Annotated in this window: 22 protein-coding genes and 4 pseudogenes; 12 read left to right on the top strand and 14 right to left on the bottom strand. The window is 70.3% G+C overall.

Annotated elements, in window-relative coordinates:
- Positions 1–99 precede the first annotated feature (99 nt).
- Entirely contained in the window at positions 100–1,089 is a 990-nt protein-coding gene (locus tag ACGFW5_RS26055) for an ornithine cyclodeaminase family protein (RefSeq protein WP_393836698.1), read from the top strand.
- 162 nt (positions 1,090–1,251) lie between these two features.
- On the opposite strand, the gene ACGFW5_RS26050 is transcribed toward ACGFW5_RS26055, so the two are convergent.
- Positions 1,252–1,968 (bottom strand): LppX_LprAFG lipoprotein, encoded by a 717-nt coding sequence (locus ACGFW5_RS26050; protein WP_393836697.1) that lies wholly within the window; start codon positions 1,966–1,968, stop codon positions 1,252–1,254.
- A 668-nt stretch (positions 1,969–2,636) separates the two neighbouring features.
- Between ACGFW5_RS26050 and ACGFW5_RS26045 the strand changes: the two genes are divergently transcribed.
- Positions 2,637–3,083, top strand: a complete 447-nt coding sequence (locus ACGFW5_RS26045) for a hypothetical protein (RefSeq protein ID WP_393836696.1) — start codon at positions 2,637–2,639, stop codon at positions 3,081–3,083.
- A gap of 325 nt (positions 3,084–3,408) precedes the next feature.
- On the opposite strand, the pseudogene ACGFW5_RS26040 reads toward ACGFW5_RS26045, so the two are convergent.
- Positions 3,409–4,176, bottom strand: a pseudogene (locus ACGFW5_RS26040) (SDR family NAD(P)-dependent oxidoreductase); the annotation flags it as partial.
- Positions 4,158–4,625 (bottom strand): annotated as a pseudogene (locus ACGFW5_RS26035) (transposase); the annotation flags it as partial. The pseudogenes ACGFW5_RS26040 and ACGFW5_RS26035, both read right to left, overlap by 19 nt.
- A gap of 8 nt (positions 4,626–4,633) precedes the next feature.
- Here ACGFW5_RS26035 and ACGFW5_RS26030 point away from each other — a divergent pair.
- Both ACGFW5_RS26030 and ACGFW5_RS26025 read left to right on the top strand, forming a co-directional pair.
- A protein-coding gene (locus tag ACGFW5_RS26030) for an IS5 family transposase (protein ID WP_393836695.1) occupies positions 4,634–5,508 on the top strand; the annotation gives its coding sequence in 2 pieces (ribosomal slippage) (positions 4,634–4,969 and positions 4,972–5,508; 873 coding nt in all).
- A gap of 39 nt (positions 5,509–5,547) precedes the next feature.
- Positions 5,548–5,991, top strand: a complete 444-nt coding sequence (locus ACGFW5_RS26025) for an ankyrin repeat domain-containing protein (RefSeq protein ID WP_393836694.1) — start codon at positions 5,548–5,550, stop codon at positions 5,989–5,991.
- Between the two features lie 156 nt (positions 5,992–6,147).
- On the opposite strand, the gene ACGFW5_RS26020 is transcribed toward ACGFW5_RS26025, so the two are convergent.
- Positions 6,148–6,552: a type II toxin-antitoxin system PemK/MazF family toxin gene (locus tag ACGFW5_RS26020; protein ID WP_393836693.1), complete on the bottom strand. Its 405-nt coding sequence runs from the start codon at positions 6,550–6,552 to the stop codon at positions 6,148–6,150.
- A gap of 165 nt (positions 6,553–6,717) precedes the next feature.
- Here ACGFW5_RS26020 and ACGFW5_RS26015 point away from each other — a divergent pair.
- Positions 6,718–7,464: pseudogene (locus tag ACGFW5_RS26015) on the top strand (IS701 family transposase); the annotation flags it as partial.
- A gap of 175 nt (positions 7,465–7,639) precedes the next feature.
- A pseudogene (locus ACGFW5_RS26010) lies at positions 7,640–7,744 on the top strand (VOC family protein); the annotation flags it as partial.
- 290 nt (positions 7,745–8,034) lie between these two features.
- On the opposite strand, the gene ACGFW5_RS26005 reads toward ACGFW5_RS26010, so the two are convergent.
- The 5 genes from ACGFW5_RS26005 to xylB form a co-directional block, all read right to left on the bottom strand.
- Positions 8,035–8,580: a hypothetical protein gene (locus ACGFW5_RS26005; protein ID WP_393836692.1), complete on the bottom strand. Its 546-nt coding sequence runs from the start codon at positions 8,578–8,580 to the stop codon at positions 8,035–8,037.
- Positions 8,581–8,617: 37 nt separating this feature from the next.
- Complete coding sequence (locus ACGFW5_RS26000; RefSeq protein ID WP_393836691.1) at positions 8,618–8,899, bottom strand: winged helix-turn-helix domain-containing protein; 282 nt, start codon at positions 8,897–8,899, stop codon at positions 8,618–8,620.
- 19 nt (positions 8,900–8,918) lie between these two features.
- Entirely contained in the window at positions 8,919–9,455 is a 537-nt protein-coding gene (locus tag ACGFW5_RS25995) for a GNAT family N-acetyltransferase (RefSeq protein ID WP_393836690.1), read from the bottom strand.
- A 120-nt stretch (positions 9,456–9,575) separates the two neighbouring features.
- Entirely contained in the window at positions 9,576–10,727 is a 1,152-nt protein-coding gene (locus ACGFW5_RS25990; RefSeq protein ID WP_393836689.1) for an ROK family protein, read from the bottom strand.
- Between the two features lie 72 nt (positions 10,728–10,799).
- On the bottom strand, positions 10,800–12,230 hold the full coding sequence (xylB, locus tag ACGFW5_RS25985) for a xylulokinase (RefSeq protein ID WP_393836688.1): 1,431 nt from the start codon (positions 12,228–12,230) through the stop codon (positions 10,800–10,802).
- A 96-nt stretch (positions 12,231–12,326) separates the two neighbouring features.
- On the opposite strand from xylB, the gene xylA reads away from it, so the two are divergent.
- Both xylA and ACGFW5_RS25975 read left to right on the top strand, forming a co-directional pair.
- The gene (gene xylA, locus ACGFW5_RS25980; RefSeq protein ID WP_393836687.1) at positions 12,327–13,499 is read left to right on the top strand and encodes a xylose isomerase; all 1,173 of its coding nucleotides are present in this window, start codon (positions 12,327–12,329) and stop codon (positions 13,497–13,499) included.
- 325 nt (positions 13,500–13,824) lie between these two features.
- Positions 13,825–14,067 carry a DUF5133 domain-containing protein gene (locus tag ACGFW5_RS25975; RefSeq protein ID WP_393836686.1) on the top strand — a complete coding sequence of 81 codons (243 nt, stop codon included), beginning with the start codon at positions 13,825–13,827 and terminating at the stop codon, positions 14,065–14,067.
- Between the two features lie 151 nt (positions 14,068–14,218).
- On the opposite strand, the gene ACGFW5_RS25970 is transcribed toward ACGFW5_RS25975, so the two are convergent.
- Positions 14,219–14,767 carry a CGNR zinc finger domain-containing protein gene (locus ACGFW5_RS25970; protein WP_393836685.1) on the bottom strand — a complete coding sequence of 183 codons (549 nt, stop codon included), beginning with the start codon at positions 14,765–14,767 and terminating at the stop codon, positions 14,219–14,221.
- Between the two features lie 407 nt (positions 14,768–15,174).
- Between ACGFW5_RS25970 and ACGFW5_RS25965 the strand changes: the two genes are divergently transcribed.
- A complete protein-coding gene (locus ACGFW5_RS25965; protein ID WP_393836684.1) occupies positions 15,175–15,366 on the top strand; it encodes a hypothetical protein in 192 nt (63 codons plus the stop codon).
- Positions 15,367–15,734: 368 nt separating this feature from the next.
- Here ACGFW5_RS25965 and ACGFW5_RS25960 read toward each other — a convergent pair whose 3' ends face one another.
- Positions 15,735–16,346, bottom strand: a complete 612-nt coding sequence (locus ACGFW5_RS25960) for a class I SAM-dependent methyltransferase (RefSeq protein ID WP_393836683.1) — start codon at positions 16,344–16,346, stop codon at positions 15,735–15,737.
- An 82-nt stretch (positions 16,347–16,428) separates the two neighbouring features.
- Here ACGFW5_RS25960 and ACGFW5_RS25955 point away from each other — a divergent pair, with 82 nt between their 5' ends.
- Positions 16,429–17,118: a TetR/AcrR family transcriptional regulator gene (locus ACGFW5_RS25955; RefSeq protein WP_393836682.1), complete on the top strand. Its 690-nt coding sequence runs from the start codon at positions 16,429–16,431 to the stop codon at positions 17,116–17,118.
- Between the two features lie 42 nt (positions 17,119–17,160).
- On the opposite strand, the gene ACGFW5_RS25950 is transcribed toward ACGFW5_RS25955, so the two are convergent.
- The 3 genes from ACGFW5_RS25950 to ACGFW5_RS25940 all read right to left on the bottom strand — a co-directional run bounded on the left by ACGFW5_RS25950 (position 17,161) and on the right by ACGFW5_RS25940 (position 21,636).
- Positions 17,161–18,771: an FAD-dependent oxidoreductase gene (locus ACGFW5_RS25950; protein WP_393836681.1), complete on the bottom strand. Its 1,611-nt coding sequence runs from the start codon at positions 18,769–18,771 to the stop codon at positions 17,161–17,163.
- Between the two features lie 124 nt (positions 18,772–18,895).
- Positions 18,896–19,864, bottom strand: coding sequence for a diiron oxygenase (locus ACGFW5_RS25945; protein ID WP_393836680.1), 969 nt, complete (start codon positions 19,862–19,864; stop codon positions 18,896–18,898).
- A gap of 224 nt (positions 19,865–20,088) precedes the next feature.
- On the bottom strand, positions 20,089–21,636 hold the full coding sequence (locus ACGFW5_RS25940) for a flavin-containing monooxygenase (RefSeq protein ID WP_393836679.1): 1,548 nt from the start codon (positions 21,634–21,636) through the stop codon (positions 20,089–20,091).
- 533 nt (positions 21,637–22,169) lie between these two features.
- On the opposite strand from ACGFW5_RS25940, the gene ACGFW5_RS25935 reads away from it, so the two are divergent.
- Both ACGFW5_RS25935 and ACGFW5_RS25930 read left to right on the top strand, forming a co-directional pair.
- Entirely contained in the window at positions 22,170–23,639 is a 1,470-nt protein-coding gene (locus tag ACGFW5_RS25935) for an aldehyde dehydrogenase family protein (protein ID WP_393836678.1), read from the top strand.
- A 52-nt stretch (positions 23,640–23,691) separates the two neighbouring features.
- The gene (locus ACGFW5_RS25930) at positions 23,692–25,260 is read left to right on the top strand and encodes an APC family permease (RefSeq protein ID WP_393836677.1); all 1,569 of its coding nucleotides are present in this window, start codon (positions 23,692–23,694) and stop codon (positions 25,258–25,260) included.
- The last annotated feature ends 22 nt before the right edge of the window (positions 25,261–25,282 follow it).

The following is a 25,282-nucleotide window of genomic DNA, read 5'->3' as shown; positions in this document are numbered from 1 at the left end:
GGAGAGACTGCGTGTCATTGTGGGTCTACGGCGGGCTGGGGTTGACGCTTGGGCTGTGCGGTTGCCGATTGGGTGACCGGCATCAGGAGGGTGAAGCGCATGCTGGTTCTGGGTCGCTCGCCGGTCGAGTCCCTGCTCGACATGGACTCACTGATCGATGCCCTGGCCTCGGCGATGGCAGATCTCAGTGCGGGCCGCGCCTCGGTGCCCGAACGTGTCGCCGCCCTCGTGCCCGCACGCGATGGATTCCTGGCGGCCATGCCGGGCTTCCTGCCATCGGCCCACACGCTCATGACCAAGCTGGTGTCCCTCTTCCCGCACAACGACGGGGCACGGCTGCCCACACATCAGGCACTGATCGTGGCGTTCGATCCGGACACCGGCGAACCCGCCGCCCTGCTGGACGGTACGGCCATCACCGCCGCGCGCACCGGCGCCTGCTCCGCCCTGTCGGCGCGACTGCTGGCCCGCGAGGACGCGACCGTGCTGGCAGTACTGGGCACCGGCGTGCAGGCCCGGTCACACGCCCGCGCGATGTGCCGCGTCCGCCCGATCCGGCTGATCCGCGTGGCCGGCCGGGACCCGGCGAAAGCCGCTGCCCTGGCCGATGAACTCTCAGAAGTACTGGATATCGAAGTCCAGGCCGTGGCCGGCTACGCCGAAGCGCTCGACGGCGCGGACATCGCCGCCGCGACGACACACACGGTCGAACCCGTCGTCCGCCGCCCCTGGCTGACACCCGGAGTGCACATCACGTCCGTGGGGTACAACCCGGCGGGCCGCGAGATCGACGACGCCACCGTCGCCGAGGCACTGGTGTGCGTCGAATCGCGCCAGGCTGTACTCGCCCCCCTGCCCGCGGGCAGCAACGACCTGATCACCCCGATCCGCGCCGGCCTCATCACAGCCGATCACGTACACGCCGAGCTGGGCGAACTCATCACCGGCAGCAAATCGGGCCGCACCGCACCGGACCAGATCACCCTCTACAAATCAGTCGGCGTGGCAGTGCAGGACGCCGCCGCCGCGGCCCTGGTCGTCACAGCCGCCCGCGCGCAGTCCATCGGCACACAGATCACGCTGCGGTGATGCCGCCAGCAGCACATGCTCTTCCCCATGCGCCCAGCCGGAACGACACCGCACGGCACCACCGGCTGGGCACATTCGCCCGTACACGGCACAGCACGTAGGCGCGCAAGCCGCCCACTGCGGACAGGTCTCCGGCTACGTCCGCGGGCTCGGGGGCCCGGATCAGCCGGTGAGGATGTTGGGGTTCTCCGCGCCCATCTCCGTGTCATCCGAAGCGGGCGGCGTCACGCTGACCGGCTTGCCCAAGTCGGAAAGGTTCATGGTCAGCTCGGCGTAGGTGGCCGCCGAGTCCTTCATCGCCAACCGGGCCTGCACCACGCGCCCTTGGCCGTCGACCCACGCCTCGGCGGTGAACGGCAGCTTACGGCCGGCGTCGGTGTACTGGCTCACGGCTGCGTCGAGCGTCCTGCGTGTGTCCGCGGCGAGGCGCAGGACCATCGTGTCGTAGTCGATGTCGCCGGTGTAGTGCTTGGTTTCGACCCCGCCGACTGTCTCGGTACCCTTGGCGTGGACCCCTGTCATCCGGGAGATCTGAATCAGGGTGTGTTCGGGGTCGTTGTTGGGTGCGCGGAAGAGGTAGTGGGCTTCGGCGGTATCGCGCTTGGACCAGAGCCAGGTGTGGTCCACTTCCTCGGGTTCGACGTTGCGCATGTAGACCTTGCCGTCGGCGAAGATCATGTCGCCGCGGTTCTGGCCCGGTACGGGCCGTACGTCGAGGCGTCCGCGGTCGGCGGCCATGTCGAAACTGCCGTCCGTCACGATCTGCGCCTTCGTACCCGCGCCGTCGGTGAGGTCCAGCGTGGTGCTGATGTGTGCGCTTGTCTGTCGCGTGGTGTCGACAGCCTTTTTCACCGCGTCCTGCGCATCAGGCTCGTTCACGCGCGTGCACGCCGCGCAAAGGACGACTGCTATGGCGGCCAGGGTGAGGGGTCTGCGCATTGATGCTCCAAGTGGTCGGGGTGACTTGTTGATCGGGCCCGCGTCACTTGGTGTGTCGTGCCTGCCTCGAACGTGAGACGACCTGAAACCGGTCCGGCCGTCACGCATGAGACCTTACCCGGGCTTTACGCTCCCCCGACCAGCGGGACTGCCCCACAACACGGAAGTGCTGCCCGGGAGGCCCAACCACCCATGTGACGATCCCGGATGCCTGGCCGACGCGCAGCGTGTGGCGGCTGCGCCTCCGGGGACGCGCCGGGTCGGCGAGTCGAGCGATGGGATACAGGACCGGGTGCTCCTGAGTGCCGAACGGTTCGGCAGGCAGGTCCTGCCCGTTGCCCGCGGTAAGCCAGGACTGAGGATCCGTCAATTCCGTTAGCTGAACGTCGAGTTGCTAAGTCACTCGACGGCAACGGCGCATCATGCACGACGTCACCGCCCACCAGGTCGCGCAAGCGGGGGCCGGTCGGTGCAACGGATCGGGAAGTTTGTTGTGCCCTCGGCCACAAGACGGCCGAACGCTGGCTTGCGGCCCTCTTACGCTGGTCAACGTGACCGGGCATGGTGCCTACTCCGAGGAAGTCCTGTGCCCTGAAGGGGGGTTGAGCATGGCCATCACCTTTGGACTGCCGTTGGTGCTGCTCTGGTTACTGCTGGCGGTCATACCCATTCGGAATCCATCCGCGCGACGATTATGGATCGGCATCTACGCCGGCATCTCCCTCATCGCTCTTCTGATCGCATACTTGTACAGCGCCGATCAACGCCGGGGCCTGTTGTCCGAGTCCACCCAGGATCAGTACCTGCCGCTCATCCTGGCGGCGCTGATGGTGGGGCCGGGACTGATAGCGGTCCTGATTCGGCTCGTGGTGTCGAGACCGGACCCCACGCCCCCGATTCAGCAGTACGCTCCGTATCCCCCGCCGTATACACAGCAACCGTATCCGCCCACGCCGTATCCACCCACGCCGTACCCGCCCACGCCGCTGCCGCCCCCGGGGCCCACCGCGCCGCCTGTCGCGCCCCCTCCCCCGAACAAGCCACCGACAGCGTGACGGGCACGCGGTGACGGCGGCGCCTTCGTCCAGCGGGGGCTCAAGACCTGGTTGACGCCCTGCTTGAGGCCACCGCCGACTTGGAGCCCTGCCGTACTACCCGCACCCCGCACTTCTTGGCCTGGGGAGGGCGGGGTCGGCCGCGTAGCGGAGCTCGTGAAGTCGGAGCGGTCTGAACGATGTCGCGACGGGCAACGACTGTGTACAGACCTACGCCACCCGCGTCACACAGGACGAATGGCACCTCTACGACGACATCCGTGGTGCAGCACCCACCCATCGCGTCTGCCGGGACCTCGAAGACGATCTGTGATCTGTCGTCGGATCACGACCCCGCTTCGGGCCTGCCGATCAGGTTGTGGGTCAGTTCCATGAGTCGCTGGCGGGCCTCGTTGTCGTATGCCTGGTCGTGCGCGCTGGCGTCCGTGAATTGGTCGAAGTAGCGGCCAGTGGTGGTTTCCAGATCCGGGTCGCTGATCAGCCGCACGGTTGGCCGTACACCCTCGTCGATGCTTGTCGCCGGGGTGAGGCCGTATTCGCGTACGCCGTTGGTGTCCATCAGATGGGCCGGGTGGAGGGCGTTCACGGCGACGCCGGTGCCGTCGAGCTCTGCTGCCAGCTCGAAGCTCGCCATGATCATCGCGAGCTTGCTCCGGCAATAGGCGCGCAGTCCCTCGTAGCCCTGCTCCAGCATGATGTCGTCGAAGTCGATGGCCTCCTGCCCAATGGATGCCACGTTCACCACGCGTGCGGGTGCGGATGCGATGAGCAGGGGCAGTAGCGCCCGGGTGAGGGCATACGGGGCGAGGTGGTTCACAGCGAACCGCAGCTCGTGGCCCTGCCTGCTCAGCTCCCTCCGCAGAGGCTCAGAGCCGCCACCGGCAACCGCGTTGTTGACCAGCACGTCGAGCCGGGGCTCCGTCGCGCGCACCTGGGCGGCCATGGCGTGCACCTGGTCGAGGTCGGCCAGATCCGCGAGGTAGGTGCGAACTGTGGCGTCCGGGGCGGTGGCGCGGACCTCATCTGCAACTGCATCGAGGCGGGTGCGGTCGCGGCCGTGGAGCAGGACGGTGGCGCCGCGTGCGGCTTGGTCGCGAGTACGGTGCCTTCGCCAGTCCTGCTGCCCGCAGGGGCCCGGGTCGCCCGTCCAGGAGCGCGGGTATACAGCTGCCGGCCCACCGCCGCGGGTCCCCGGGTGCCGGCGTGGACGAGGTAGACGGCGACCTGGGAGTTCTCGATCCGTCCGGGAGCGCCGGTGTACTGGCGTTGGACCCCGACCGGGCGCGTGCCCTTCTTCACGTCGCCGGTCTCGTCGACGACCAGCACCGCGGCATCGTCGTGGAGATGCTCGACGACGTACTCACGCACGCCGTCGCGGACGGCATCGGCATCGGCCTCCCAGGAGGCCCGGCACAGCAGTTGCTGCATGCCGTGCGGGTTGGCCTCCCAGGCCCACTCCGCTATCGTCCAGCGGTTCCTGCGCGCCAGGTCCGACAGCAGGCCTAGGGCCTGTTGCGGAAGTGGATCTTGGTCGTGGATGATCGCGCCTTGTGGGGCGTGGGGATCTGACGAACAGCCAGTGGGCCCGGCTTGAGCCGTTGCTGCCGCAGGGCATCAAGCCGGGCCGTCCTCCGGTGTGGACGCGGCGGCAGCTGATAGACGGCATACGGTGGCGGACCCGGACCGGTGCTCCCTGGCGCGATGTGCCAGAACGCTACGGGCCCTGGGACCGGGTCTACGACCTCTTCCGACGCTGGCAGCGCGATGGGACCTGGGCCAGGATCGTCACCCGGCTCCAGGCCGAAGCCGAGGCGAAGGGCCTGATCACCTGGGACGTTAACGTCGACTCCACTGTCTGCCGGGCCCACCAGCACGCCGCCGGGGCGTCAAAAAAAGGGACCTACAAAAGGAGCCACCCGGCGGCATCGCCGTCGAGCCGGCGGACCACGGTCTCGGACGTTCCCGGGGCGGGCTGACCACAAAGATCCACCTCGCTGTCGAGCAGGGACAGAAGCCGCTCTCTATCGTGATCACGGCCGGTCAGCGGGGCGATTCCCCGCAGTTCGAGCCGGTCCTGGACGCGATCCGGGTGCCCCGACTCGGCCCTGGACGACCTCGCAGGCGACCGGACCGGGTGCGGGCCGACAAGGCGTACGACTCCCGCCGCAACCGGGCCTACCTGCGCAGACGCGGGATCAAGGCGACCATCCCGGTCCCGGCGGACCGGGTCCGCAACCGCCACAAGCTCGGCTCCCGGGGCGGTCGGCCTCCGAAGTTCGACAAGAGCGACTACCGCGAGCGGCATGCCGTCGAGTGCGGCAGCAATCGCCTCAAGCGCCATCGGGCCGTGGCCACGCGATACGACAAGCTCGCCGTCCGCTACGAGGCCACTGTACTGGTCGCAATGATCAACGAATGGATATGAATGGTTCTGGGGTACCCCTGATCGCTAGCCTCACCGGCTATGAAGCAGCGGCAGCAGAAGAAGCTCTCCCACCGCCTTTTCGAGGCAATCCTGTCAGGTGACGCCAGGAGCGCGAAGACCCTGCTGCGCAGTGGAGCAAGTCCGGAGAGAAGGAACACCGACGGCACCACTCCTCTGTACCTTGCATCGGTGCAGGGAGAGGCCGAGGTGGCCCGCTTGCTCATGGAAGCTGGCGCTTCCCCTGACACTGAAAGCAGCGGCCCCGGCTCGGAGGGCACACCTCTGTGCGCGGCTGCTTGCTGGGGACACACCGCAACGGTCCGGGAACTGTTGGCGCATGGCGCCGATCCCACCCTCCGCGAAGACCACGGCGCAGGCTGGTCCCCGCTGGACTGGGCGGACAATGGCCCCCACCCCGACACTGCCGAGATCCTCAGGGCAGCAAGAGCGCACCCAACAACCAAAGCTCACCCAGCTCCGTAGCCAGGACAGTCTCACCACCCACTTTCCCAACAGGCCCTAGTACTCCAGCCGTAGATCGTGATCTCGATGGTGAGGGGCGCCGAGGAGACAGGTGGCCAGCGTCGATCGTCTGGACGAGATCGGCCACGCCATCGGGGGCGTCCGTTCCTTCTCGGCCTACGCGAGTCCGCCGAGACGCAGGGCGTCCCTTATCCCATTGAGCTTCGCGGTCGTCGCCGGGGTCCACTCCTTCCCCCGTTCACCGAGTCGGAGGGCATCCTCGATCTCGCTGAGCTTCGCTGGGGACAGGGCGCCCGCCCGCTCGATCAGGTCGTCCCGGGACACGGTGGTCAGCCACGTGCAAGGGGTAAAGCCCGGACGCGGGAACGCGAACCGCAGCACGCCTTCGAAGGGCAGTCCTTCCATGGCTCCTACTACCACTTCGACGCCCAGACCGCTGATGTCGACGCCCGCCGGAGCGACGACCTGCATCACCTGGATCCCGGACGCGTCGTCTCCCGACAGCAGTACGACCAGCCGCCGCTCGTCGAACTCGACCCACCAGACTTCGCCACGTTGCACATGTCCTCCTGACACGGGACGGCAGGCGGACGCTGCGCGCCCCTGACGCGCTGTGGAGACGGTGCAGCCACCGTTGATCATCGGTGTGTGAAGACTGAAGATCATGCGGTGGCCGCAGGTCACAGCGTAGACCCTGCCCGCCGGCAGGAGGCGTTCGAGAGCCTGATGAGCCGGATAGCGGGGCGATTTGCGCGGGTCGAACCCCGGCGTCAAGCGAGGCAGTTGATGCTCGGCCTGTTGTCGGACCTGCCGCGCAAGAACTGTTGGACCATCGCCGAGTGGGCCGGGAACAGGACCCCGGACGGCATGCAGCACCTGCTGGGGTGAGAGAAGTGGGATGCCGGCCAGGTACACGACGCCCTGCGCGAGTACGGGATGGAGCACCTGCACGACGACCAGGCGGTGCTGGTGGTCGACAAGACCGGGGACGTGAAGAAGGGCACCGCCACGGTCGGCGTCCAGCGCCAGTACACCGGCACCGCGGGCAGGATCGAGAACGCTCAGGTCGCCGTCCACCTGGTCTACGCCGGCCGGCGCGGGCACGCGGCAGTGGAGCGGGAACTGTACGTCCCGCACTCCTGGACCTTCGACCCGGACCGCTGCCGCGCCGCCGGGCTCGGCGGGGAGACTCCCTTCGCCACCAAACCGGAGCTGGCCGCCCGCATGGTCGCCCGGTTCCTGGACGCCGGCCATCAGGCCGCATGGGTCGCGGGCGACGAGGTCGGCGGCGGCAACCCCAAGCTGCGAGATGCGCTGGAGAAACGCGGCACCGGTTACATCCTCGCGGTGGCCTGCTCGCACGAAGTCACCACCAGCGTGGGGAAGTTCCGTGCGTACACGCTGGCCAAGAAGGTGCCCAAACGGGCCTGGCAGAAGCTCTCCGCCGGGGCCGGAGCCAAGGGCCACCGCTTCACCACTACCAGCGACAAGCCGCCCAGGCATGAAGATCACGATCTACGGCTGAAGTACTAGGACCAACCGCCTTGCCCGCAGGCGGGGTTCGTCACGGGCAAACCGGCCCGCGATACGGCTCATGACCACCTCGAACGCCGCCCGCCAGTGGGCGGGATCTCTGCTGTGACCTGACACCGACGGTGGGTTCGTGCTGGCCTTCCAGCGCGTGGGAGACCACCAGCCGCCGCAGTGGCCGGACTCCACGCGCCCCCAGCAATTCCACCTCGACCTGGGGGTCACCCCTCGCTGAGCGACCACGGCGGATCCGGCTGGTTCACCACGCCGCCGAGAAGCGACTGGTAGAACCGGGACAGCTCAACGACATCGGCACAGTCCAACACCACACACTGCAATCTGCCGATCACGGGGGCAGCGTCTCACGGCGCCACGATCGCGATCTACAGCTGGAGTACTGCTGAGGTTGAACTCGCGATGTCGTAAGGGATGACCCATCCGGCACGAGTCCACGATGTCCGTCCTCCGCCTCTTATGAAGGCGTGTGACGTGGCGAGGTGTGCGTGGTGTCGTCTACCAGCGGTGCCAGACCGCTTGGGGTGCGGCGTCACGCGTGACGGAGTGGTCATCTCCCGCGACGAAGAACAGGGCCCAGGACACGACGTTGTCACCGGCGCGCTGGGCGCCGACTTCGAGTTGGAAGCCGTCGCAGACAAGGTCGCCAGTGGGACTGAGCCGCAATCCGGTGTCGTACTCGATGGCGTGGGCTTCCATTTCCTGCGCGAGCTGCGAAGGCACACGGCCGATGAGCCGGATCCCCCGGCAGTTCACCTGAGGGCCGACGCGTCCGTCGACCAGGACATAGGCCAGCTCCCGGTCCGCATGGAAGTAGCACTCCACCGGCGCCTGGCTCGTGGGGGTGTCCTCCTTGGCGAAGCGCACAGCGTCCCACCCCGGGCGGTATCCGTCAGGCCGGGTGTTGAAGCCGTGGGCGGCCAGGGCCGCGATGACCTCTTCCTGGTGCATGTCCATGCGCAGCGGCCCCAGGGTCCGCCCGGGGAGGTAGTCCCATTGATCACGTTCCTCGTCCGGAAGCACCGGCCACATACCCGTATCCATCTCACGATGATCGTTCATCCGGTTCACGACCCGTGCATCAGCCTTCTGCGCAGGGCCACACCTCCTTGGCCCACCCGGCCACCGTCTCCTCGTCGCGCTCCATCGCGCGTCGGGCCGGGATCTGGCAGGACCAGCCGTTGCGTACCAGCGGCTTGCGAACGCCCTGAATTCGCCGGGCGAGCAGTTGTGGGCCGCGGCCCGTGCGGGCGCCACGCGCATCCCGAACGCCCCGGCGTGGAGCCGGTGCCGCATCCGCTTTCGCTCGCCGACGGAAGGGGCCCGCTTGTCCTCTGCGAGCACTGCGCGAAGCCGTCCGCACGGCCGGACGTCCGGGGGTGTCAGAGCCGTCTCGTGGTGAACAGCGTGGTGCCGTGTACCGCGTCCACTTCCTTCCGCTCTGTCTCGGTGAACCCGAGCTTGGTCAGCACACGGCGCGAAGCGGTGTTCCAGTCCCAGACCGTGGCCCACAGACGTTCGCGCCCCGACGATCTCGCCCAATCCAGAACCGCCACCGCGGCCTCGGTCGCATAGCCCTGACACCACACTCGGCGCAGCAGCTCGAACGCCAGCTCCGGTTCCCCTGCCGGCCCTCGCCCGCTGTCGACGAGCCCGCAGTAGCCGATGACGTCACCAGAGGCCTTTCGCTCGATCGCCAGCAACCCGACCGACCACAGCCGGTCGGTGCGGATCGAATCCTCAAGCTCCGCGACCGTGGGGTGCCCGTCCGCATCGATTCGACGGTGCGGCGGCACTCGTGGATCACGCTCGGCCCACAGCTCACGCTGGACGACGGCCTCCGCCACCCGCCAAGGCCTGAGCCGCAGACGACTCGTCTCAAGTGCAACCTCGCTGCCCAACTCCGCCCCAACTGTCATGACATCAACCCTCTCACGGTCAACGCGCCGCCTTGCTGGCGGAGTTGTCGGTCTGTCGATCGTGGATGCCCGAAACGATGCAGAGTTCCCCCCTTCCGTCAACGGAGCCGTGGACCTGGGTCAGTCGACCGACAGCTGGGTCGGATCCGCCATGATCCGGCGGACCGTCGTCATCGCCGCACCCAGCAGGGGGCCGCGCCGGCCCAGCGCTGAGGGGCGCAGCGCCTCGGGGGCCCAGGGTCGTACGACGACCCGGGCGGCCAGTTCGGCGCGTACGGACGGCAGCAGCCACTCGGCGAGTTCGGCATACGCGCCGCCGAGGACGAGGGCGTCGGGGTCGATGAGGTCCACGGCGGATGCGAGGGCGAGGCCGAGTGCGTTGCCCGCGCGGTCCAAGGCCCGCAGGGTTGGCGCGTGCCCGGCGCCTGCCCGCTCGGCCAGCAGGGCGACCGGGTCGCTGTGCCGGCCGAGGCCGGCCTCGGCCAGCACGGCCGCCTTGCCCGCGTACTGCTCCAGGCAGCCGCGGGAGCCGCAGGTGCAGCGGGGGCCGTCCGGCTGGACGGGGATGTGGCCGAGTTCACCGGCGAAACCGCGGGCTCCCCGGAACAGGCGGCCGTCGATGATCAGAGCGGCGCCGATGCCGGTCTCCGCGGAGACATGTACGAAGGTCTCCACGGGCTGCTCGGCGTTCCAGTACTCGGCCAGCGCCCCGAGGTTGGCCTCGTTCTCCGGCTCGGGCACGGTGTTCTGGTCGGGCCAGTGGTGGGCGATCCGGACGCTGTGCCAGCCGAGGTTGGGCGCGCGCTCGACGAGTCCGCCGGGATGGTTCGGCACGACACCGGGCACGGCGATGACGCGTCCCTGGACGCGCAGCCCGAGTGTGGTGGCCTCGGCCTCCGCTTCGGCGGCCAGGGCTGCGGCCTCCGCCAGTACCTGCGCGGCCGGCCGGTCCGCGTTGGGCTGTTCCACCCTGCGCCACAGCCGCGCCTTGCCCCGCAGGTCCACCACGCATGCGCCGAGGTGGGTGGCACCGATTTCCAGGCCGAGGCCCGCGGGGCCGTGGTCGCTGATGGTCAGCGCCCGTCCGGGGCGGCCGACTCGTCCGCTGGCCGCGGCCGGGGCCTCGGTCAGTGCGCCTCGTTCGATGAGCTCGTCGACCAGGGAGGAGACGGCGGCCCTGGTCAGTCCGACGCGTCCGGCGACGTCCGCACGGGAGAGCGGGCTGTGTGCGCGGACCGCGCCCAGGACGACCGCGAGGTTCTGTCGGCGCATGCCTTGCAGGGACGCCGGTCCGCTGCCCGCGTCTCTGTTCGTCCTGCCGACCACCGTCACGTGCCGTGCCCCCTACCGGTCTGCGGTCGGGGCACCCTGTAGGGCCCCGGCCCGGAGCAGGGTATCCGCGATCCGTTCGAGCGTGTCGTCGTCCTTCTTCACCGGCTCCAGGACCCGGCCATCGGCCGTGCGCCAGCGGCGCGCCACGGCGTCGGCGGGCTCGCCGGTGAGCAGTGCGGCCGCCTGGGCGGCTGCGCCGAGCGCGACCAACTCCTGCGCGTCGGGCACCTGGACCGGGCGGCCGGAGAGCCGCAGGACGGTTTGCTGCCAGGCCTTTCCCCGGGCGCCGCCGCCGATGAGCAGCAGCGGTTCCTCGCTCGTCGGGTCGGCGCCTCCTGCTCGCAGCACGCCGTCCAGCGCGGCGAGCAGGGCATGGGCCGCACCGTCGTAGGCGGCCTGGAGCAGTTGGCCCGGCGTGGTGTCGTGGCGCAGCCCGTGGACCAGTCCGGAGGCGGCGGGGAGGTCGGGGGTTCGCTCGCCGTCCAGGTAGGGCAGGACCACCGCGGTGCCGCCGCCCTCGACCTCGTCACGGCCGCGCCCCAGAAGTGCGGCGAACCGGTCTACGGCGAGGGTGCAGTTGAGGGTGCAGGCCAGCGGCAGCCAGCCGCCGAGGGCGTCGGCGAAGCCCGCGACGGTGCCGCTCGGGTCGGCGGGGCGCATCCGGCCGACGGTGTAGACGGTGCCGGAGGTGCCGAGGCTGAGCACCGGCCGGCCCGGGAGCAGGCCGAGCCCGAGGGCCGCGGCCATGTTGTCTCCGGTGCCGGTGGCCACCGGCGTGCCCGGGCGCAGCGGCGTGCCGGGGCGGACGACGCCGGCCCGCGTGCCCGGGGGGAGGACCTGCGGCAGCAGGTGCGGGTCGAGGCCGATGCGGGCGAGGATGTCGCGGTCGTACCCGTCCGGCCCCCACCAGCCGGTTCCCGAGGCGTCGCCGCGGTCGGTGACCGCCTCCCCGGTCAGCCGCTCCGTCAGGAAGTCGTGGGGAAGCCGCACGGCCGCGACCCGGTCCGCGGCGGCGGGCTCGTGGGCGCGCAGCCAGGCCCACTTGGCGGCGGTGAAGGCGGCCGTCGGGACGCTGCCCGTGCGGCGGGCGAGTTCCGCGTCGCCGATCGCGGCCCGCAACTCGGCGGCCTGAGGCGCGGCTCGGACGTCGTTCCAGAGCAGTGCCGGGCGGACGGGCTGGCCGCCCTCGTCGAGGGTGACAAGACCGTGCTGCTGGCCGGCGACCGAGACGGCGGCCGCACGGTCCGCCCAGCCCGTTTTGGCCACGGCCTCGCCCAGCGCGTTCCACCACTGGCCGGGGTCGCTCTCGCGGCCGCGGTCTTCGCTGACGGTGTGCGCGGCACGGCCCCGGCCCAGGATCGCTCCGGTGTCGATGTCGACGGCGAGGGCCTTGGTGGACTGCGTCGAGCTGTCGACGCCGATCACGCCGCGCTGCTCAGCCATGCGTTCCTCCGATGAAGGGGTTTCTTCCGACGTCCCGGCCCGCTAATTTGTTGAGAGTCCTGACAAACTATCTTCGCACGGATCCGGAGCCGCTCCATGTCCAGCGACCCGCTCGTTCCCCGCCCCGCGCACAAGTTCGCCTTCGGCCTGTGGACCGTCGGCTGGCAGGGTCGCGACCCCTTCGGCGACGCGACCCGCGCCGCCCTCGACCCGGTCGAGACCGTCCAGCGGCTTGCCGAACTCGGCGCCTACGGCGTCACCTTCCACGACGACGACCTGATCCCGTTCGGCGCCGGCGAGGCGGGCCGCGAGCAGGCCGTCAAACGCTTCCGCTCCGCGCTCGACTCCGCCGGTCTGAAGGTCCCCATGGCCACCACCAACCTGTTCACCCACCCGGTGTTCAAGGACGGGGCCTTCACCGCAAACGACCGAGACGTACGCCGCTATGCGCTGCGCAAGACGATCCGCAACATCGACCTGGCCGTGGATCTCGGCGCCTCGGTCTACGTCGCGTGGGGCGGTCGCGAGGGCGCCGAGTCGGGCGCGGCCAAGGACGTACGCACCGCGCTCGACCGACTGAAGGAGGCCTTCGACCTCCTGGGCGAGTACGTCGAGGAGCAGGGCTACGACCTGCGCTTCGCGATCGAACCCAAGCCCAACGAGCCGCGGGGCGACATCCTGCTGCCCACGCTCGGCCACGCCCTGGCGTTCATCAACGCGCTGGAGCGGCCCGACCTGGTGGGCGTCAATCCGGAGGTCGGCCACGAGCAGATGGCCGGGCTCAACTTCCCGCACGGCATCGCCCAGGCCCTGTGGCACGACAAGTTGTTCCACATCGATCTCAACGGCCAGTCCGGCATCAAGTACGACCAGGATTTGCGCTTCGGCGCGGGGGACCTGCGGCAGGCCTTCTGGCTGGTGGACCTGCTGGAGTCCGCCGGCTACGACGGTCCCCGGCACTTCGACTTCAAGCCCCCGCGCACCGAGGACTACGAGGGCGTCTGGGCCTCGGCGGCCGGCTGCATGCGCAACTACCTGCTGCTGGCGGAACGGTCCCGCGCGTTCCGGGCCGACCCCGAAGCCCGGGCCGCGCTCGAAGCGTCCCGACTGCCCGACCTCGCCCTGCCCACGGCCCAGGACGGCCTCGCCTCGCTCCTGTCGGACCGTTCCGCCTTCGAGGAGTTCGACGTGGACGCCGCCGCGCGCCGCGGCATGGCCTTCGAGCAGCTGGACCAACTGGCCCTCGAACACCTCCTCGGCGCCCGCTGACCACGCGCACGAGCCGGTACCCGCGAACGGCACGCCCCGCCTTCCCGTCACGCCCCTCCCCCGGCGTCTGCGGCGGTGCGTTGCCATCTGCTCCCGGACGTGCGGGTGCCGATCGCCAGCACCCGCACCAGCCCAGGTGGGCCGTGGCAGTACCGCCCGGCCGGCACCACCGGCGCGAGAAGCGGGAGGCCGGCCTCGTCTCGTACGGCTTCTGTCCGTTCAGCGAGTGGACGGGCGTGCGACCGGGTGGCCGTCGGGCGAGCCGACGCGCATACGACTCGGAAGCGGGGGAAGGTGGTGGTCAAAAGCGAGAGAGGCTCCTGAGATGCTTGCGCCCCACCCGAAGACCCTGCGGCTCCTTCTTGCGCAATACGCCGAAGCTCGTATTGCCCACGCCTACCAGCAGAACCCCCGTGCGGCAGAACAGCTCAAAGATGTCTCGTCCACTCTGTGCGTGGTGACCGCGACGTCCTGTGTGGAGGACGCCATCGCAGCGGCCGACCTCCTCCTTGCCCAAGCCTCCACCGTCCGAGAGGCTGACGTGAACCAAGCAGACCTCGCGGCGTGAACCCCTTCCCGGCTGTCCCCTCCCCGGCACGGCCGCCACTCGCTGGCGCGGTGACAGCAGGTCCGCCGACACGGCAGGCGTTCGCCGACGTACGCACGGCCGTAACTGGCCGCTCGTCATGCCACGGTGCCGCTGAGGCACCGTCGCTTGACTAGGCCGTGCTCCGCTGCCTGGCCCGGTAAGCCGCGGCCTTGATCTTGTTGCCGCAGGACTCCATGCCGCACCACTGGCGCCTCATGCCCCGCGATCGGTCGATGTAGACCCGCGTGCACTCCGGGTTGCCGCACTCCTTCAGGAGGGGCACGTCCGGGCCGCTGAGCAGTTCGACGGCCCCCCGGGCCACGGTCGCCAGGGCCTGGCCCGGGGTCGCCTCGTTGTGCCGGCCGCTCAGGGTGAGCTGGGGTGTTACGGCGTTCTCGCGGGCTGCCCCGTTCAGCACGGCGAGCGCTTCACGGTCGAAGCCCTCACCAAGACGGCGGTTGGTGACGAGCCGGTAGAGGGCTTCGCGGATGGTGATCGCCTGGTGGGCGTCCTCTGCCGTGCCGGGCGTGATCGTGTCCACGAGCCCGGACTCCAAATACCAGGCGTTCAGCCGCTCCGGCGACGCGAACATCTCGAACCGAACGGAGCGCCGCGCACGGAGCGTGGCCGCGAAGTCCAGGGCCGGGTGGCCGCAGACGAAGACGTGGTCGAGGTTCACATCACCATCTTGACAGGTGACTGTGGACCAGGGCAAGGGCGGCCGTCGCGCCCGGCTCCGGGATCGCGACGCGCTGTGCCGTTACGACCGCCATGAGAAGCGGCTCGCCGCGCGGCCCGCCATCCCTGGTCCCACCATCGCGCTTCGACGGGGAGGAGCAGGCGCGGCGCGGCCGGTGACGCACTCTTGCATGTCGACCATGCGGAGGTGAGGGCAAATTCGGTCACGCACACGTCCTGGGCCGAGGTGGCTGTCCGGCTCGAAGGGGCGACCGCCCTCGGCCGCATGCCACCGCCCGAGGATCATCACCCCCTTGACTGGTGACGTGGACCGGCGCAGGCTGATACCGAGACGCCGCACCACCAGCGATCCGTACGTCATCCGCGATTACGGAATGGAGCTCGGCCATGGACACAGACGTCATCGACGACGCCGGCGCCGTACGGCACGACCGTTTCGGCAGCCTGCCCGAGCGCATCCGCTACGAGGACATGACGGAGAACGTCCAGGCCGGGCGGCCCGGCGCCGGAGACAGCTCGTACAACGCCGAAGGTACTTGGCAGCACTACTCATGCCTCGCCCTCGACCTGGGGCTCTAGGGGGTGTCTGGTGGATCAGGGTCGGTCAGGGTGCGGCGCCTGGTGCGGTGCATCGCAAGGCGCCGGAACGTCGTGATAGCGGAGCTATCGGGGCGTTTCGGCAACGCCGCGAGGTGCCGTGCCAGGCGCCGCAGCCCCGGCCATGATCCACCAGACACCCCCTAGACCCGGTCGGCCCCCTCTGACCGCCCGGACTCCAGATCTACCTCGCCAGGCCGCCAGGCCGCCAGGCCGCCAGGCCGCCAGGCCGCCTTGGCCGGTGGTTGATCAGAGGGGTCTCCGGCACGCGCGGAACGCCTGCTCGCCTGTCGGTACAGCGGCTCGAACCGGGAGGGCGCCTCCGGCATCCAGTTGCGTCCCCCTTCCGGTCAGCGGTCGTGGCGGTGGACGCTGACGGCGTAGCCGCCGCCCTCGTAGGGTGCCGCGTCCCAAGTGGCGAAGCGGGCCGCGAGGGTGAGGCCGACGGCGGCGCAGTGGGCGTCGTACTGCGCCAGCGTGAGGGACGGCGGCACGGGCAAGTGGGCGGCGTCGAGGCCGAAGCCCGCGACCAACAGGCCGCCCGGGCGCAGGGCCGCCGCCAGCCGCTGGACCACCGCGGCCTCCGTGCCCGGTGTGACCAACGGCAGGACGTTCCCCGCGGCGACGACCAGGTCGAAGTCGGCGGCGACACCGAGCGCGGCCGGATCGAACGCGGCCAGATCGACGTGGAACCAGGGCAGTCGAGGTGCCCGCTCCCGCGCGGCGTCCAACATCGACGCGTCCAGATCGACGCCGACGCAGTCGTACCCGAGCTCGGCCAGCCGGATCATGACCCGCCCCGTGCCGCACCCGGCGTCGAGCACCCGCGCGCCCGGCGGTGCCAGCGACGCGCAGAACGCCGCCTCGCCGTGTACGTCCTTCCCGCCGCGGGCCAGCGCCTCGAAGCGCGCGGCGTACTCGCCTCCGGAGGTTCCACCGGTCAATTCCTGCCAACGACTCATGGGATCGACTGTAGGTCGTCGGGGCCATCCGGCCCGTGCCAGGGCCCATGGGCACGCTGAGCCGGTCCTATATCCTGACGCGGTGGCGGACAGAACCGGCGGAGAGCCGCAGATCGACAGACGCTCCACCCGGTGGGACGAGCACAAGGCTCAGCGTCAGGTCGATTTGGTGGACGCGGCCGTCGCGCTCATCGAGGAGGAGGGCACGCGCTTTCGCGTGCAGCGCCTCGCGGAGCGCGTGGGGCTGCCGCGGTCCGTGCTCTACCGGCATTTCAAGGACCGCGCCACGCTGGACGAGATGATCCGCCGACGGGTCGTGGACTCGTTCATGCGACGGATGGAGCCCACCCTCACCTTCGAGGGGACCGTCCAGGACGCCGTGCACCGGGTGGTGGGCGCACACCTGGACTGGGTGGCCCAACACCCGCGCCTGTACGCCTACATGGGGGTCGCGGAGCACGCCATGGGCGACGGCTCGCTGGTGGCGGACACCAAGACGGCCATCGCCCTGATGCTGAGCGAGCGGTTCGGAGACGTACTCAAGGCGCTCGGGGTGCCGAAGGCACCGATCCGTTCGGTCGCGGTCGGCATCGTGGCTTTCGTCGACACCTCGGTCAACCAGTGGGCGCACGACGAACGGCGTGAGCAGTCCGAGGAGGAGCTGCGCGCGATGCTGTGCCGCTCGGTCTGGGCGATCCTCGACGCGACACTGCGGGACCTGGGCGTGGAACTGTCGCCGCAGCAGCGCGTGTCGGACCTGGAGCGGCGCTGACCGCGCTCCCCCGCCACCGGTGACGTCTGCACGTCGCGGCAGTCAGCCGCGTACCGCCGGAACGGGTCGCGCTGCCGCGCGGTGCAGGGATTCGGTGTCGGTGAGCTTGACGCGGGGGCGCCCCTGGGCCTCTCCTGCCGCCCGCTCCACGCGGTCGATCGCCCGCCAGTCCTCCAGGCCCAAGGCCTTTCCCGCCGTCCCCTCGGCGGAGACGGGCCGGTTGAGGTGCCCGGCGCAGAAGTCGTCCAGGAGGGATGCGACCGTCTCCTGGGCGCAGGTCCTGTTCGTCCCGATGAAGCCGGTCGGTCCACGCTTGATCCAGCCCGTGACGTAGACGCCGGGCTCGACCCGCCCGGCGTCGTGCGGGACCGTCGCGGTGTCCTCGTCGAAGGGCAGGCCGGGCACGGGACGGGCCCGGTAGCCGACGCAGCGCACGACCAGGCCGGTCTCCAGGGTCCGGGTGTCGCCGGTGGGCCGCGCGCGGACGGTGCCGTCGTCGTCGGTGTGCAGCGTGGTGGTGGTCATCTCAAGGGCGCGTACGGCGCCGTCACCGACGATCCGCACCGGACTGGTGAGGAAGCGCAGCACGATACGGCGACGCCCCTCCACCGGCGTCCGGGCGGCCAGCTCCGACAGGAGCCGTGTCTTCTCGGTGGCACCGCGCGCCAGGACCTCGGGCCGGCCCTCGACACACACGTCCACGTCCTTGAGGGCGCCGAGCGCGAGGAGTTCGGGCACGGTGAACGCGGCCTGCGCGGGTCCTCGCCGGCCGAGGAGGACCACCTCACGGACGTTGCCGGCGCGCAGCGCGGCGAGCGCGCGGTCGGAGATGTCGGTACGGGCCAGGGCGTCGGGGTCGGCGGTGAGGATGCGGGCGACGTCGAGGGCGACGTTGCCGTTGCCGATGACGACCGCGCGCTGCGAGCCGAGATCGTGGTCGTCGTGCGCGTGGTCGGGGTGACCGTTGTACCAGGCGACGAAGTCGGTGGCGCAGACGCTGCCGGACAGGTCCTCGCCCTCGATGCCGAGGCGGTTGTCGGTCGCGGCGCCGACCGCGTAGATCACCGCGTGATGGTCGCGCAGCAGGTCGGCGTGGGTGACGTCGGTTCCGACCTCGACCCCGAGGCGGTAGCTGAAAGCGGGCTGTGCCTCGATGGCCCCGAACAGTTCCGTGACGTGTTTGGTGTCCTGGTGGTCCGGTGCGACGCCGGCCCGCACGAGACCGTACGGGGTCGGCAGGCGGTCGTAGACGGTGACGCGTGTGCCGGGGTGGCGCAGCAGCTCGTCCGCGGCGAACAGTCCGGCCGGTCCTGCGCCGACGACCGCGACGGACAACTCGCCCTGGGGGATGCGGCGTTGCCTGGGCACCACGTGCATCGGGGCGCGGTCGGCGTGTGCGTTCTCCTTGTAGTACGAGGCGTTCAGCTCCAGGAACGGCAGTTCCGCCTCGCCGAGGGCCGTGTGGGGTTTGAGCGCGTCCACGGGGCAGGCGCTGGTGCAGGCGCCGCAGTCCACGCAGGTACGTGGATCGACGTACAGCATCTCCGTGCTTCCGAAGCCGGGTTCGCCGGGCGCGGGGTGGATGCAGTTGACCGGGCACGCCAGCACGCAGGAGGCGTCGGCGCAGCAGGATCGGGTGACGACGTACGGCACGGCGGGCTGGTCTCCGTTCGGGTTTTCGGGGAAGGACGCGGCGAGGGTCCGCGGGGGCCCTGGCCCCTGTGCGGGGCTTCAGCCGGCGAGCGGCGCGGGCTCGTCGCCACAGCGTGCGCGGGCATCACTCGGCGAGCGGCGCGGGCTCGCCGCGAAAGCGTGCCGGTCGGCCGTCGATGTGCAGGGCCCTCCACAGCGGGCGGGACGCCCTGTTCATCAGGCCGATGTCCTCGGCGAGCATCCGCACGTCGGAGAAGAGTTCGTGGAGCATGGTCCGTCCCGCCTCGGACTTCCAGAAGACGTCCTTGATCACCCAGGCCGGGATGCCGACCTGCGCGGCGGACCTCCGGTCGGGGATCATGATGACGTCGCACAGGCTGCGCATGATCAACGGGAAGAGCAGGGACAGGGCGCCGCGGCGGGCCCTGCCGAAGTGCGGGACGCGCAGGCGCAGGAACTCGTGCGCGAAGGAGATGTGGCGGGCCTCCTCCGCTATGTGGATCTGCATGATCCGCTGCGGCAGGGGGTGCACCGGCTCCCCGCTGCGCAGGGCCCCCTTCTGGAGGTGGTCGATGGGTTCCTCGCCGGCCAGGATGCCGGTGAAGAACGCCTCCGGGTAGAGGGACCCGAACAGCGGCAGGACCCGGCTGAGTTGGCGGAACCAGCGCTTGCCGCCGGCGGTGTCCACGCCGGTACGGTTGACGAGTTCCTGGAACATCTGGGTGTGGTGGGTCTCTTCGGTGACCTCGTGGGTGAGGTACCTGAACTCCTGGTCCCGGTTGCCCAGTTGATAGACGTAGTCCAGGGCTCCGCGCATGAGCAGGTTCTCGAACTGCATGCCCACCTTGGCGATCACCGCCCAGCGCCAGATCCCGATCCGGATCCGCGCCTCCAGCGGCTGCTCCTGGTACCAGGGGTGGGCGCCCAGCGCGTCCGCCGAGGTGAGGACCCAGCGCGGGTCGCTCGGGTCCACGGCGAACTCGGGGTCGTCCCACGGGATGTCGGTGAAGGCGTTGAAATGGACGTTGACGGAACCCTCGGACAGGGTCCGCAGGCGCCCGTCGTAGGCCTTCCTGGTCAGGTGCGCGGTCATCTTCGTCCTCGTCTGTCTCGTCTGTCTGGTGAACCGCCCGGCGGGAGGCCTGTGGACGGTGCGCGGGTCGGGGTGAGGGGCGGGGCTGCGGGCGGGCGCCGGTGCCACGCGAGTGACGGGGCCCGGTGCGCGGGGCTCAGCGCGAGGGGCGGGTGCCACCGGGTGCAGGGGCGCGGCGCCGGGGCGGCGGTACGGGTGGCGTCCGGGCAGGAGCCGCGGGGCGGTCAGGCGGCGCGGGTCGGTTCCTGGGCGTCGGCCTCGGCGTCCGTGTCCGCGCCCGCGCCCGCGCCCCCGCCCGCGTCGGATGATCCCGCCTTGGCGAAGCGCAGCGGGGCGTCCTGGATGGCGGCGTCGCGCAGCATGGCGCGGTCTCGGTAGTAGTTGTTCCACAGCCGCCACGGGTCGCGGGTGCCCTGGCGCGGCATGGCCTTGTCGGCCCGTGCGATGTAGCCGGAGGTCAGCGCCTCGCCCATGACGGAGAACTCCGAGCGGTCGGCCTCGCAGGCCACCGGGGTGGCGATGTCGTGCCCGTGGCGCCGCATGTGCGCGAGGAGGCGGGCGGTGTATGCGGCCGCCAGGTCCGCCTTCAGGGTCCAGGAGGCGTTCGTGTAGCCGATGACGAGGGACAGGTTGGGCACGCCCTCCAGCAGGACGGCCTTGTAGAGCACGCGGTTCGTGACGTCCACGGGGGTGCCGTCGACGGTCAGGGCCATGCCGCCCAGGAGCCGCACGCTCAGCCCGGTGGCGGTGATGACGATGTCGGCCTTCAGCTCCTTGCCTGACTTCAGCCGGATGCCGTCGGCGGTGAAGGTGTCGATGTGGTCGGTCGCGATGGCCGCCTTGCCGCTCTTGAGGACCTTGAAGAGGTCACCGCCGGGGACGACGCACAGCCGTTGGTCCCAGGGTTTGTAGCGCGGGCTGAAGTGGCGCATGTCGACGCTCTTGCCGGCCCGGGCCCGTACGAGGCCGAGAAGAACCCTGCGGGCGAGCCGGGGATACTTACGGCAGAAGGCGTAACTCCCGCGCTGCAGCGCGATGTTGCGGGTCCGGGCGATCTTGTGGATCAACCGTGCCGGGGCGTGCAGCTTCTGCAGGACGGTGATGACCGGGTCGACCTCGGGCAGGGCGAGGACGTACGTGGGCGAGCGCTGGAGCATGGTGATGCTCGCGGCGTCGTCGGCCATCGCGGGGAGCAGGGTGATGGCGGTGGCGCCGGATCCGATGACGACCACGTGCTTGCCCGTGTGGTCGAGGTTGTCGGGCCAGTGCTGGGGGTGGACGAGCGTGCCCCGGTAGTCCGACTCGCCCGGGAACGCGGGGCGATAGGGCTCGTCGTAGTCGTAGTAGCCGGTCGCGCCGACGAGGTAGCCCGCCCTGTACGACTCGCGGCGGCCGGTGGTCTCGTCCTCCACCTCGACCGCCCACCGGCCGTCGGCGTGCGAGAAGTCGGCGCTGATCGCGCGGCGGCCGAAGCGGATGCGCCCAAGGACCCCCGCGTCGGCCGCGGCGTCCTCGACGTACTGCCGGATGTCCGCGCCACCGGCGAGAATGCGAGCCTGACGCCAGGGGCGGAAACCGAACCCGAAGGTGGACATGTCGGAGTCGGAACGGATGCCGGGATAGCGGAACAGGTCCCAGGTGCCGCCGACCCGGGCGCGCCGCTCAAGGACGACGACCGAAGCGCCGGGGTTGTCCCGCAGGATGTGGCACGCGGCGCTGATGCCGGATATGCCGGCGCCGATGACCAGGACGTCGACGTGCTGCTGCTCCATCGCGTGACCCTCGCTCTCGCTCGTGGGCACCCGAGCGGGGCAGGGACGGCGAAGGCCGCTGCCGCTCGGGCGCTGACGCTTGCTCAGACCCGGGGTGACACCCAAGCGCCTCCTGCCAATTTACCTGCGACACGGAGTTGCAGATACCGCCGGTAACGTGATGTGGATCACGCGCGGTGAAGTGGTTGGCCGGTTTGGGAGGGGCGCCAGGCGCGAACCGCCAGGTGGCGGCCGTGGGCGGCCGAGAGCGGTTCACCGCGCCGACGGGCCGTGCTCCAGCAACTGGATGTCCCCTGTGTCCGGGCGGACTTGCGAGCAGCGCGGCGCTGCGGCGCCGACGCCGTCCCTGTCCCGCAGCGATCCGTGGGGCATCGCCGAGCGGGCGCGTCGCCGCAAGACACGTTCCCCCCGTGCGGGCGGGGCTGGGGCGTGTTAGGTGTGGCAGGTCGAGTGACCGTCGCGACGGCGGTCCCCTGCGCAACGGCCGGTGTGCCCGTGCCGACCGCCCCGTATGGCCTGACCTGGAGGATGCCATGCCCGAGCTGTTCATCGCCGGCCGGTGGACGGCGGCTGCGGAAGGGCACAAGCGGGAGATCAGATGTCCCGCCGACGGCGCCCTGGTCGCCCAGGTGGACGAGGCCGGCCCGCAGGATGCGGCCGCCGCCGTGGCCGCCGCCCGCGATGCGTTCGACCGGGGTCCGTGGCCGCGCACCACCGTCATGGACCGGGCCGCGCTGCTGCTCCGCGTCGCCGACCTCCTCGTACGCGACAAGGCGGACTTCGCCCGTGCCGAATCGCTCGACACCGGCAAGCGCCTCGTCGAGTCGGAGTACGACATGGACGACATCGCGAACTGCTTCCGCTACTTCGGCACCCTCGTGGCGGCCGGCGGCGGTGACCGGATCGTCGACACGGGCACCCCGTCCGTCGACAGCCGCGTCGTCCATGAACCCGTCGGCGTCTGCACTCTGATCACGCCCTGGAACTACCCGTTGCTGCAGACCGCCTGGAAGGTCGCGCCCGCGCTGGCCGCGGGCAACACCTTCGTCCTCAAGCCGAGCGAGCTGACGCCGCACACCGCGATCATGCTGATGCGGCTCCTCCAGGAGGCCGGACTGCCGGAAGGGGCCGCCAACCTGGTGCTCGGCACCGGAGCGGTGGTCGGCGCGCCACTGACCACGGACGAGCGGGTCGATCTGGTCTCCTTCACCGGTGGCCTGGCCACGGGGCGGCACATCATGGCCGCCGCCGCCCCCACCGTGAAGAAGATCGCCCTCGAACTCGGCGGCAAGAACCCCAACATCGTCTTCGCCGACGCCGATTTCGACACCGCCGTCGACTACGCGCTCATGGCTGTCTTCCTGCACTCGGGGCAGGTCTGCTCGGCCGGTGCCCGCCTCCTGGTCGAGGACGAGCTGCACGACCGCTTCGTCGACGAGCTCGCCGCACGCGCCGGGCGGATCCGCATGGGCGGCCCCTTCGACGAGCACGCCCGCACCGGGCCCCTCATCTCGGCCGCGCACCGCGACAAGGTCGAGGCGTACGTCGCCGCCGGTGTCGCCGAAGGCGCCGTGCTGCGGCTCGGCGGGGCCCGGCCCGACGATCCGGCGCTCGCCGACGGCTTCTACTACCCGCCCACCATCCTCGACGAGTGCACCCCGCAGATGTCCGTCGTGCAGGACGAGTCGTTCGGCCCGGTCGTGACGGTCGAACGGTTCCACGGCGAGGCCGAGGCGCTGGCGCTCGCCAACGACACCGTGTACGGCCTTGCGGGCGCCGTGTGGACGACGGACGAGGGCCGCGCGCACCGGGTGGCCGCGGGCCTGCGGGTCGGCACGGTCTGGATCAACGACTTCCACCCGTACGTCCCGCAGGCCGAATGGGGCGGTATGAAGCAGTCCGGAGTGGGACGCGAGCTGGGTCCCGCCGGGCTCGCCGAGTACACCGAGGCCAAACACATCTGGCGCAACACCGCGGCAGAGCCACAGCGCTGGTTCGACTGACCACCGCCTGCCACTGCCTGCGCCCTGCCCGTACGGAACGAGGAGACCTGTCATGGCGGACATCCCGCCCGGCCCGGACGAGCCGGCCAGCAACGCGTCCCTGGACCAGGACGCGGCGCTCACCGAGCTCGGCTACAAGCCCGGCCTCAAGCGGACCCTCGGCAACTTCCACACCTTCGCCGCCGGCATCAGCTACATCTCCATCCTGACCGGCACCTTCCAGCTGTTCTACTTCGGCGTCAGCTTCGGCGGCCCCACCTACTGGTGGTCCTGGCCCATGGTCTTCCTCGGCCAGCTGATGGTGGCCCTGTGCTTCTGCGAGCTCGCCGCCCGCTTTCCCGTCGCGGGGTCGGTCTACAACTGGTCCAAGCACTCCGGCGGCCCCCACGTCGGCTGGCTCGCGGGCTGGATGATGACGGTCGCGACAATGGTCTCGCTCGCCGCCGTGGCCCTCGCCTACCAGCTGACGCTCCCTCAGATCTCCAGCTTCTTCCAGGTCGTCGGCGACGGCACGGGCAAGTACGACAAGGCCGCCAACGCGGTGCTGCTCGGCACGATCCTGATCCTGTTCACCACCCTGGTGAACGCGTTCGGCGTCAAACTGATGGCCACCATCAACTCCGCGGGCGTCTTCATCGAACTCGTCGCGGCCGTCGTCCTCGTCATCCTGCTCGCCGCGCACATCACCCGCGGCCCGAGCGCCATCGTGCAGACCGACGGCTACGGACAGGGACAGTCGCTCGGCTACCTCGGCGCGTTCCTCACCGCCTCACTCGCATCGGCGTACGTCATGTACGGCTTCGACACGGCCTCCTCACTCGGCGAGGAATCCATCGACCCCGCACGCAACGCGCCGCGCGCCATCCTGCGCGCCCTCACCGCCTCTTTCCTCCTCGGCGGCCTGATCCTGCTCTTCGCGCTGCTCGCCGCCCCGGATCTGCATGCGAAAGAGCTGTCCGTGGATGGCCTCCAGTACGTGGTCAAGGCCGCGCTCGGCCACACCGTCGGCGTGGTCGTGCTGTGGTGCGTCGTCATCGCCATCACCGTGTGCGCGCTGTCGGTGCAGACGGCGGGGCTGCGCCTCGCGTTCGCGATGGCCCGCGACAACAACCTGCCGGGCGGCTCGAAGCTGGCACGGCTCAGCCCCCGCTTCCAGACGCCGGTGCTCGCCACGTGCCTGATCGGGGTCGTGGCCATCGCGATCCTGGTCGTCAACATCAACCAGCCGCAGATCTTCTCCGTCGTCACCAGCATCGCCATCGTGATGATCTACATCGCCTATCTGCTGGTGACGCTCCCCCTGCTGGTCCAGCGGCTGCGCGGCCGCTGGACGACCTCGCCCGGCCGCTTCTCGCTGGGCCGCCTCGGGATCCCCGTCAACATCCTGGCCGTGCTGTGGGGCGCTGCCATGACCGTCAACCTGCTGTGGCCGCGTGCCGCCGTCTACAACGCGACCGGGCCGCAGCACTGGTACCTGCGCTGGGGTGGCGTCCTGTTCGTCGGCGTCGTCGGGGTCGGTGGCTTCCTCTACTACTGGTTCGTGCAGCGCAAGCAGACCGGTGTGCTCGCCGAGCACTCCTCCGATGGCCCCTCGGAACCCATGGCCCACGGCGCACCGTAGGAGCCCCCGACCGGCGCGCGGG

The organism is Streptomyces sp. NPDC048416, from assembly GCF_043200435.1.
In the GTDB taxonomy this organism is placed as follows: Bacteria; Actinomycetota; Actinomycetes; order Streptomycetales; family Streptomycetaceae; genus Streptomyces.
Note: the sequence above shows the minus strand (reverse complement) of the source record. Positions and strands in the feature narration are given on the sequence as shown.

Excerpts from the sequence above, each read along its gene's own strand:
- ACGFW5_RS26055 (WP_393836698.1), top strand. The coding sequence starts at position 100 with ATGCTGGTTCTGGGTCGCTCGCCGGTCGAGTCCCTGCTCGACATGGAC.
- ACGFW5_RS26045 (WP_393836696.1), top strand. The coding sequence starts at position 2,637 with ATGGCCATCACCTTTGGACTGCCGTTGGTGCTGCTCTGGTTACTGCTG.
- ACGFW5_RS26025 (WP_393836694.1), top strand. The coding sequence starts at position 5,548 with ATGAAGCAGCGGCAGCAGAAGAAGCTCTCCCACCGCCTTTTCGAGGCA.
- ACGFW5_RS26005 (WP_393836692.1), bottom strand. The coding sequence starts at position 8,580 with ATGGATACGGGTATGTGGCCGGTGCTTCCGGACGAGGAACGTGATCAA.
- ACGFW5_RS25995 (WP_393836690.1), bottom strand. The coding sequence starts at position 9,455 with ATGACAGTTGGGGCGGAGTTGGGCAGCGAGGTTGCACTTGAGACGAGT.
- ACGFW5_RS25990 (WP_393836689.1), bottom strand. The coding sequence starts at position 10,727 with ATGCGCCGACAGAACCTCGCGGTCGTCCTGGGCGCGGTCCGCGCACAC.
- xylB (WP_393836688.1), bottom strand. The coding sequence starts at position 12,230 with ATGGCTGAGCAGCGCGGCGTGATCGGCGTCGACAGCTCGACGCAGTCC.
- xylA (WP_393836687.1), top strand. The coding sequence starts at position 12,327 with ATGTCCAGCGACCCGCTCGTTCCCCGCCCCGCGCACAAGTTCGCCTTC.
- ACGFW5_RS25975 (WP_393836686.1), top strand. The coding sequence starts at position 13,825 with ATGCTTGCGCCCCACCCGAAGACCCTGCGGCTCCTTCTTGCGCAATAC.
- ACGFW5_RS25965 (WP_393836684.1), top strand. The coding sequence starts at position 15,175 with ATGGACACAGACGTCATCGACGACGCCGGCGCCGTACGGCACGACCGT.
- ACGFW5_RS25960 (WP_393836683.1), bottom strand. The coding sequence starts at position 16,346 with ATGAGTCGTTGGCAGGAATTGACCGGTGGAACCTCCGGAGGCGAGTAC.
- ACGFW5_RS25945 (WP_393836680.1), bottom strand. The coding sequence starts at position 19,864 with ATGACCGCGCACCTGACCAGGAAGGCCTACGACGGGCGCCTGCGGACC.
- ACGFW5_RS25940 (WP_393836679.1), bottom strand. The coding sequence starts at position 21,636 with ATGGAGCAGCAGCACGTCGACGTCCTGGTCATCGGCGCCGGCATATCC.
- ACGFW5_RS25935 (WP_393836678.1), top strand. The coding sequence starts at position 22,170 with ATGCCCGAGCTGTTCATCGCCGGCCGGTGGACGGCGGCTGCGGAAGGG.
- ACGFW5_RS25930 (WP_393836677.1), top strand. The coding sequence starts at position 23,692 with ATGGCGGACATCCCGCCCGGCCCGGACGAGCCGGCCAGCAACGCGTCC.